The organism is Nocardia sp. CDC159 (assembly GCF_023740735.1).
GTDB lineage: Bacteria > Actinomycetota > Actinomycetes > Mycobacteriales > Mycobacteriaceae > Nocardia > Nocardia pulmonis.
This window is the reverse complement of sequence record NZ_JAMRXH010000018.1, coordinates 145,931-154,484: the sequence shown is the minus strand read 5'-3', so window position 1 is coordinate 154,484 and position 8,554 is coordinate 145,931. Positions and strand designations below refer to the sequence as shown.

Annotated in this window: 8 protein-coding genes; all 8 read right to left on the bottom strand. The window is 66.9% G+C overall.

Annotated elements, in window-relative coordinates:
* Positions 1 to 465: 465 nt before the first annotated feature.
* Positions 466 to 1,719, bottom strand: coding sequence for a UDP-N-acetylglucosamine 1-carboxyvinyltransferase (gene murA, locus NDR87_RS30825; protein WP_251917339.1), 1,254 nt, complete (start codon positions 1,717 to 1,719; stop codon positions 466 to 468).
* A 10-nt stretch (positions 1,720 to 1,729) separates the two neighbouring features.
* Positions 1,730 to 2,335: a cob(I)yrinic acid a,c-diamide adenosyltransferase gene (locus NDR87_RS30820; protein WP_251917338.1), complete on the bottom strand. Its 606-nt coding sequence runs from the start codon at positions 2,333 to 2,335 to the stop codon at positions 1,730 to 1,732.
* A gap of 18 nt (positions 2,336 to 2,353) precedes the next feature.
* Positions 2,354 to 2,776 (bottom strand): DUF2550 domain-containing protein, encoded by a 423-nt coding sequence (locus NDR87_RS30815; RefSeq protein ID WP_251917337.1) that lies wholly within the window; start codon positions 2,774 to 2,776, stop codon positions 2,354 to 2,356.
* Positions 2,777 to 3,099: 323 nt separating this feature from the next.
* Complete coding sequence (locus NDR87_RS30810) at positions 3,100 to 3,474, bottom strand: F0F1 ATP synthase subunit epsilon (protein ID WP_251917336.1); 375 nt, start codon at positions 3,472 to 3,474, stop codon at positions 3,100 to 3,102.
* A gap of 6 nt (positions 3,475 to 3,480) precedes the next feature.
* Positions 3,481 to 4,929: a F0F1 ATP synthase subunit beta gene (gene atpD, locus NDR87_RS30805; RefSeq protein ID WP_251917335.1), complete on the bottom strand. Its 1,449-nt coding sequence runs from the start codon at positions 4,927 to 4,929 to the stop codon at positions 3,481 to 3,483.
* 21 nt (positions 4,930 to 4,950) lie between these two features.
* A complete protein-coding gene (locus tag NDR87_RS30800) occupies positions 4,951 to 5,919 on the bottom strand; it encodes a F0F1 ATP synthase subunit gamma (RefSeq protein WP_251917334.1) in 969 nt (322 codons plus the stop codon).
* Positions 5,920 to 5,972: 53 nt separating this feature from the next.
* Entirely contained in the window at positions 5,973 to 7,610 is a 1,638-nt protein-coding gene (gene atpA, locus NDR87_RS30795; protein WP_251917333.1) for a F0F1 ATP synthase subunit alpha, read from the bottom strand.
* A gap of 49 nt (positions 7,611 to 7,659) precedes the next feature.
* Complete coding sequence (locus NDR87_RS30790) at positions 7,660 to 8,469, bottom strand: F0F1 ATP synthase subunit delta (protein ID WP_251917332.1); 810 nt, start codon at positions 8,467 to 8,469, stop codon at positions 7,660 to 7,662.
* Positions 8,470 to 8,554 lie beyond the last annotated feature (85 nt).

Sequence of the window (8,554 nt, the reverse complement as noted above, 5' to 3'; positions counted from 1 at the left end):
CGTCCTGAGCCAGGATCAAACTCTCCGTTGAAGACTCTCAACCAGCCCCGAAGGACCAATCGGAAGTATCTCGAACCAGAGTCCGAAAACCTAACTATAAACGCCAGCCGGAAATTAGCTGACAAAAATGTCCGACACCCACACGGGGGTATGAGCACCGGAACCAAAATTAATTGGCACTGACATTCATCGACACACTATTGAGTTCTCAAAGAACACACGCACAAACCATCCCCCGGGCGGTGAGCCCGCTGGATCGGTGAGGCAACTTTCTAAGCTTAGCTCAACCTCGAACGCGGATCCAAATCCGTGATCTTGGCGGGGCCAGTGTGATCATCAGGCGCTCTTCCGTCCAACCTCGTGTCCCGGTCCTTTCGGCTCCGGGTCGGTGTCCGTGTCGCTCTGACCTGGAATAAGTTACGTGCCGCCCGATACGATGTCAAATCGCCTGGTCACGAAGGGTTTTCAGCGCACGCGTTCGACCTCGGCGCCCAGCGACCGCAGGTTCTCCACGAAATGTGGGTAGCCCCTGTCGATGTGGAACACGTCGTGCACCTCGGTCACGCCGTCGGCCACCAGACCCGCGAGCACCAGACCCGCGCCGGCGCGAATGTCGGACGACCACACCGGTGCGCTCGACAGCCGCGGGATTCCGCGCACCACCGCGTGGTGGCCGTCGGTCCGGGCGTCGGCGCCCAGCCGGATCATCTCCTCCACGAACCGGAATCGGGCCTCGAAGATGTTCTCGGTAATCATCGAGGTGCCGTCGGCGATCGCCGCCAGCCCGATCGCCATCGGCTGTAGATCGGTCGGGAAGCCCGGGAACGGCAGGGTCGAGAAGTTCACCGCGCGCGGCCGCTCCCCCTGCACCACCCGAAAACCATCCGGTTCGAACGAGATTCGCGCACCGGCCGAGCGCAGCTTGTCCAGCACGAGCGACAGATGCTTGGGATTGACCCCGGTCACCCGGACATCACCCTGCGTCATGGCCGCGGCGATGCCCCAGGTGGCGGCGACGATCCGGTCGCCGATCACACGATGGGTGGTCGGCGCCAGCTTCTGCACGCCCTCGATGGTCAGCACCGAGGTCCCCGCACCGTTGATGCGCGCACCCATCCGCGTGAGCATCGTGCACAGATCGACGATCTCCGGTTCCCGCGCGGCATTGTCGATGACCGTCTCGCCCTCGGCCAGCACCGCGGCCATCAGGATGTTCTCGGTCGCCCCGACCGACGGGAAGTCCAGCCGGATGCGCGCACCCTGCAGCTCGTCGGCGCGGGCGACCAGGCAGCCGTGCTCGATCTCGCTCGTCGCGCCGAGCAGCCGCAGCCCGGCCTGATGCATATCCAGCGGACGCGAACCGATCGCATCGCCGCCGGGCAGCGCGACCACGGCCCGCTTGCACCGCGCCATCAGTGGCCCGAGCACGCAGACCGAGGCGCGGAACTGGGTGACGGCCGGGAAGTCCGCGTGGTACTTCGGCTCCGGCGGCGTGGTGATGGTGACCACCGATCCGTCCACCACCACATCGCAGCCCAGACCCCGCAGCACCTCGGCCATCAGCGGCACGTCGAGGATGTCGGGGCAGTTGCTGATGGTCGTCGTGCCCTCGGCCAGGAGGGCGGCGGCCATCAGTTTGAGGACGCTGTTCTTGGCGCCACCGACCGCGACCTCGCCGGCAAGGCGACTGCCACCGGTCACCAGAAACCGTTCACTCACGGGGGTCAGCCTAATGGTCGGGGCCGTCGGTCGCGGCGTCTCCACTCCCCGAGGCTCCCGGGCGCCACAGCACATCGCCCTCCGGGTTCGCCACGCGGCCGAGGATGAACAGCAGATCCGAGAGCCGATTCAGATATTTCGCCGGAAGCGCACTGGTGTCGTCGGGGTGCGCCTCGATCGCGGCCCACGCCGAACGCTCGGCGCGTCGGGCCACCGTGCGCGCCGTGTGCAGCAGCGCCGCCAGCGGGGTGCCGCCGGGCAGGATGAACGAATTCAGCGGCGCCAGTTCGGCATTGAACTCGTCGCACCACGCCTCGAGTCGGTCGATATAGGTCTGGGTGATGCGCAGCGGCGGGTACTTGGGCTCGGCCACGACCGGGGTGGACAGGTCGGCACCGGCGTCGAACAGATCGTTCTGTACCTCGCGCAGGACCCGCAGAATCTCCGGCCCGGGCTGTCCGATCGCGATCGCGACTCCGATGGCCGCATTGGTTTCGTCACAGTCGGCGTAGGCGATCAGCCGCGGGTCGGTCTTCGACACCCGGGAGAAGTCGCTCAGTCCGGTGGTGCCGTCATCCCCTGTTCGGGTGTAGATCCGCGTCAGATGCACACTCATGTAGACAGTATGTCCGCCTCACAGGGTCGGGCGGCGCCGGATGCGGTCGGACGGCCGCGACTCCACCCAGGACAGGAACGCCGCCAGCGCCCCGCGGTCGAGTGCCAGCTCGTAGCTGCCGTCGCCGTCGGAGACCGCGATCACGATGATCTCGTCGGTCATGATGTCGTATTCGTCCCCGACCGGGCCGCGCCGGTCCACCACCTCGATACCCCTGCGGTGAATCGTGGAGTCCGCGCCCAACTTGAGGCTGGTCAATTTGAAGAAGACCATGCGGTCCTCGTCGTAGCGGATCAAGCCGTGCCGCCAGCCCTGCCCGCCCTTGGCGGGTAGTACCCGCAGGATCGCCGCCGTCCCACCCCGCCGCAGCATCACGAACCGGTAGATGGAGGCCAGCGCCAAACCGACGAGCAGCAGCACCAGAATGATCAGAAGCACCATCCCGGTCCGCAATCCAGGTCCGTCCCTTCGCTTTTGCCCCTGTGCCGTCGCGAGTGCCGTGCCATCCCGAACAAGGTCACCGTGGGGGCGAGTCTACAAACCACCCCTACAGCGGAAACGACCGGTACGCCCATACCCCGATCGAGCCTATCCGCCCACCGCGGCCACGGGAATGCCCTCATCGAAAGTTTCTGGCGGACAAGGGGTTTCAGCTCATGCCGCGGCCCCCGGGTGTATATCTCGCCCCTAAACGAGTCGTGGCGGCCCCGGAGTGCCTCCGGGACCGCCACGACTACGGCGATCGAATTGTCGGCCCTGCCGACTCAGGCGTTCGCGGCCTCCACCGCACGCACCCGGGCCCGCGCCGCATTCTGCGCGTCCTCCGAGGCGTTCGGATCGGCAAGCACCGACCGAGCGGATTCGACATCCACATCGGCGGCGAACTCCGCCGACTCGGCGAGGATTCGCACGGTCTTCGCGGTGACCGAGAAGAATCCGCCGTGCACGGCCGCCACGATGCGCTCACCGTCGGTCGAGACGATGGTGACCGAGCTGTCCTCGGCCAGCTGACCGAGGACGGGCTCGTGGCCGGGCAGGATACCGATCTGGCCCTCGGTGGTCTGGGCGCTGACGAAGCTCGCCTCGCCCGACCACATCCGCCGCTCGATGGAAACCAGGTCCACTGACATTTCCGCCATGGTGGACTACTTTCCGGCGATCTTCTTCGCGGCCTTCTCGACGTCGTCGAGACCACCGCAGGAGTTGAACGCCTGCTCCGGGAAGTGATCGAATTCGCCCTTGCAGACCCGATCGAAGTCGTCGATGGTCTGCTCCAGCGGCACGACCGAACCCGGCTGGCCGGTGAACTTCTCGGCCACGATGAAGTTCTGGCCGAGGAACTTCTCCAGGCGACGGGCGCGGCCGACGAGGACCTTGTCCTCCTCGGAGAGCTCGTCCATGCCGAGGATGGCGATGATGTCCTGCAGCTCCTTGTACTTCTGCAGGATTCGCTTCACCTCGTTGGCCACCGCGAAGTGCCGATCGCCGACGATCGAGGCCTCCAGAATGCGGGAGGTCGAGGTCAGCGGGTCGACAGCGGGGTAGATGCCCTTCTGCGAAATCGGGCGCGAGAGCTCGGTGGTCGCGTCCAGGTGGGCGAAGGTGGTCGCCGGGGCCGGGTCGGTGTAGTCGTCGGCGGGCACGTAGATGGCCTGCATGGACGTGATCGAGCGGCCGCGGGTCGAGGTGATCCGCTCCTGCAGCTGACCCATCTCGTCGGCCAGGGTCGGCTGGTAACCGACGGCCGAGGGCATGCGGCCCAGCAGGGTCGAGACCTCGGAACCGGCCTGGGTGAACCGGAAGATGTTGTCGATGAACAGCAGAACGTCCTGGCCCTGCACGTCGCGGAAGTACTCGGCCATGGTCAGGGCCGACAGGGCGACGCGCATACGCGTCCCCGGCGGCTCGTCCATCTGACCGAAGACGAGGGCGGTGTCCGGCAGCACGCCCATCTCTTCCATTTCCAGGTGCAGGTCGGTGCCCTCACGGGTGCGCTCACCGACGCCCGCGAACACCGAGGTGCCGGAGAACTCACGCGCGATACGGGTGATCATCTCCTGGATCAGAACGGTCTTGCCGACGCCGGCGCCACCGAACAGACCGATCTTGCCACCCTTCACGTACGGGGTGAGCAGGTCGATGACCTTGATGCCCGTCTCCAGGATCTCGGTCTTGCCCTCGAGCTGATCGAAGGCCGGGGGCTCGCGGTGGATGCCCCACTGCTCGCCGTCACGGCCGGTGCCCGGCGCGTCGAGGCAGTCGCCGAGGGCGTTGAAGACGTGGCCCTTGACGACGTCACCGACGGGCACCGAGATCGGCTTGCCGGTGTCCTCGACGGGCACGCCGCGGACCAGACCGTCGGTCGGCTGCATCGAGATGCAGCGAACGATGTTGTCGCCCAGGTGCTGAGCGACCTCGAGGGTCAGGGTCTTGGCCACCGAGGGCAGGGTGATCTCGGCGTGCAGGGCGTTGTACAGCTCGGGGATGGCGCCGCGGGGGAACTCGACGTCCACGACGGGGCCGATGACCCGGGCGACGCGGCCTGTGCCAGCGCCCGCCCGGCTCTTGTTTTCTGCAGTAGCTGCTGCGGTCATTGTTTCTCTTCCTGGGTGGGCTTAGTCGCTAGAACTGGCTGCCAGCGCGTTGGCGCCGCCGACGATCTCACTGATTTCCTGCGTGATGTTCGCCTGCCGAATCGAGTTCGCCTGACGGGTCAGGCCGTTGACCAGCTCGGTGGCATTGTCGGTGGCGGCCTTCATCGCGGTGCGGCGCGCGGCCGACTCCGACGCCGCGGCCTCGAGCAGCGACGAGTAGATCCGGGTGTTGATGTACTTCGGCAGCAGGCGGCCGAGCAGCGTGTCCGCGTCGGGCTCGAACTCGTACAGCGGGTGCAGGTCCGCCGTCGGCGAATCGGTGACGAAATCCTCGCCGAGGTCGTAGTTCTCCTCGACGAAGCTCACCTGGATCGGGGCCAGCCGACGAACCTCCGGAACCTGCGACAGCATCGACACGAAACGCGTGTAGACGATGTGGATCTCGTCGACACCCTCGATCGTGCCCTCGCCGTTCGGCGCGGGCACCTCGTTGTCGGAGCCCGCCATGAACGCCTCGACCAGGTGGTTGCAGGCCGCCGACGCGTCGGTGTAGTGCGGCTGCTGGGAGAACCCGGTCCACGACCCGACCACCTCGCGGTTGCGGAACGTGTAGTAGCCCAGGCCCTTGGCACCCATCACATACAGCACCGGCTCCTTGCCCTCGGAGCGCAGGGTCGAGAAGAGTTCCTCGGCGCGCTTGAGCGCATTGGAGTTGTAACCACCGGCCATACCGCGGTCACTGGTGATGACCAGCACCGCGGCCCGCCGCGCGTTCTCCCGCTCGGTGAGCAGGGGGTGGTTCAGGTTCGACGAGGCGCTGGCGAGCTCGCTCAGCACCTTCGTGATCTCCTCCGCGTACGGCTTGGCGGCGGCGACCCGGGCCTGCGCCTTGCTGATTCGCGAGGTGGCGATCAGCTCCTGCGCCTTGGTGATCTTCTTGATCGAACTGACGCTGCGAATGCGGCCGCGCAATTCCCGCAAGCTAGGCACTGGTCACGCTCCCTTCATTCGCTCGAATGGTCTGTCGCATCGGTTCGCCCGCGTTACTTCTCGACGTGCTTGCGGGTGACCGACAGCGACTCGACCTCTTCGTGGTCGAGCTGACCGGCCTCGGGCTCGTTCACCACGCGGCTGCCGTCGGAGGCGAGGAAGCCGTGCTTGAACTTGTCGGTCTCGGCCTTGATCTGCTCGGCGGCATCGCCCTCGAGCACCTTGCCGCCCTCGATCGACTTGAAGGCATCGGCCGCGCCGCGGTGCAGGTGCTCCAGCAGCTCGGTGTTGAACCGGCGGATGTCGCCGACCGGCACCGAGTCGTAGTAGCCCGCGTCGACCAGGAACAGCGACACGATCTGGTCCTCGACCGAGACCGGGGAGTACTGGTCCTGCTTGAGCAGCTCGACCCAGCGGGCGCCGCGCTCGAGCTGCGCCAGCGAGGCGGCGTCCAGGTCGGAGGCGAAGGCGGAGAACGCCTCCAGCTCACGGAACTGGGCCAGCTCCAGACGCAGCGAGCCGGACACCTTCTTCATGCCCTTGGTCTGGGCGGCGCCACCGACGCGGGAGACGGAGGTACCGACGTTGATCGCCGGGCGCACACCCTTGTTGAACAGGTCCGACTCCAGGAAGACCTGGCCGTCGGTGATGGAGATCACGTTGGTCGGAATGAACGCCGAGATGTCACCGGCCTTGGTCTCGATGATCGGCAGACCGGTCATCGAGCCCGCGCCCATATCGTCGGACAGCTTCGCGCAGCGCTCCAGCAGACGGGAGTGCAGATAGAAGACGTCGCCCGGGTACGCCTCACGGCCCGGCGGACGGCGCAGCAGCAGCGAGATCGCGCGGTAGGCCTCGGCCTGCTTGGACAGGTCGTCGAACACGATCAGAACGTGCTTGCCCTGGTACATCCAGTGCTGGCCCAGGGCCGAACCGGTGTAGGGGGCCAGCCACTTGAAGCCCGCGGAGTCCGAGGCCGGGGCCGCGACGATGGTGGTGTACTCCATCGCACCGTGCTGCTCCAGCGCGGCCTTCACACCCGCGATGGTCGAGCCCTTCTGGCCGATGGCGACGTAGATGCAGCGGACCTGCTTCTTCGGATCGCCGGTCTCCCAGTTGGCCTTCTGGTTGATGATGGCGTCGATGCAGACCGCGGTCTTGCCGGTCTTGCGGTCGCCGATGATCAGCTGGCGCTGACCGCGGCCGATGGCGGTCAGGGCGTCGATGGCGGTGATGCCGGTGGCCATCGGCTCACCGACCGGCTGGCGCTGCAGCACGGTCGCGGCCTGCAGCTCGAGGACGCGACGCTCCTCGGACTCGATCTCGCCCAGGCCGTCGATGGGCGCGCCCAGCGGGTCGATGACGCGGCCGAGGAACTTGTCGCCGACCGGCACCGAGAGCACGTCACCGGTGCGGCGGACCTCCTGGCCCTCCTCGATGTTCTCGAACTCACCCAGGATGACCGCACCGATCGAGGTGTCCTCGAGGTTCAGCGCGACGCCCAGCACGCCGCCCGGGAACTCGAGCAGCTCGTTGGTCATCGCCGACGGCAGGCCACTGACGTGGGCGATGCCATCGCCGGTGTCGGTGACGGTACCGACCTCCTCGATGGAGGTCTCGGGGGTGTAGCTCTGGGTGTAGCTCTCGATAGCGCTACGGATCTCATCGGGGGAGATCGTCAGCTCCGCCATGGTTCTTCCTGCTCTCGCTGTGGTCTGAAGGAATGTCGGGGGTGTGCGGCTAGGTCAGGGATTGCCGCAGGCGCTGCAGCCGGCCGATCGCGCTGCCGTCGATGATGTCGTCGCCCACGCGGATGACGACGCCCGCCAGCAGGGTCGGATCGACCTGCACGTGCACGGTGATCGGCTTGTCGTAGATGCGCTGCAGCGAGGCCGCCAGGTGCTCGCGCTGCTGCGGCGACAGCTCGACCGCCGCGCGCACATGAGCGACGATCTGCTTGCGCAGCGCCGCCGCCAGATCGGACAACCGGTCGAAGACGGGACCCACGTCGCCGACGGAGCGGCCCACCGCCTGCTGGGCCAGCTGCAGGGTGACGTCCTCGACCTTGCCGCTGAGCAGCCGTTCCAGCAGCTCGCGTTTGGCCTGCGCCGACGTACCGCGAGCGGCGAGGGCCTGTTCGAGGTCCGGATTGTCCTCGACGATCCGGCCGAGCCGGAACAGCTCATCCTCGACGGCGTCGATGCGGCCGCGATCGGTCGCGGCGCGCAGCAGCGCCTCCTGCCCGAGCAATTCCAGCGTGTCGACCAGGTCCCGGGTGCGGGACCAGTTCTGGGCGACGGCGGTGGTCAGCACGGCCAGGGTGGCCGCGCTGATCTTGCCGCCGAAGACGCGTTCGGCCAGTTCGGCGCGCGCCGAACTCGCAACCGACTTATCCGCGAGCGCCACACGCAGCGAACGCTGGTCGTCGAGTACGGCGACAACGGCGAACAATTCGGAGCCCGTCGTGGCGGCGACGGTGTCGCTCCCGGTGAGAGCGGCCGAAAGAGCTTCCCTCGCGCGGGAGCTCGCCTCGCGGCTCGCTGCGTACATGCTTCCCACTTTCACTGTGTTGGATCCTGCCAGTGCGAGGCGGTCTGCGTGGTTACACTCCGCTGCCGCCTCCGACCGCTGACTC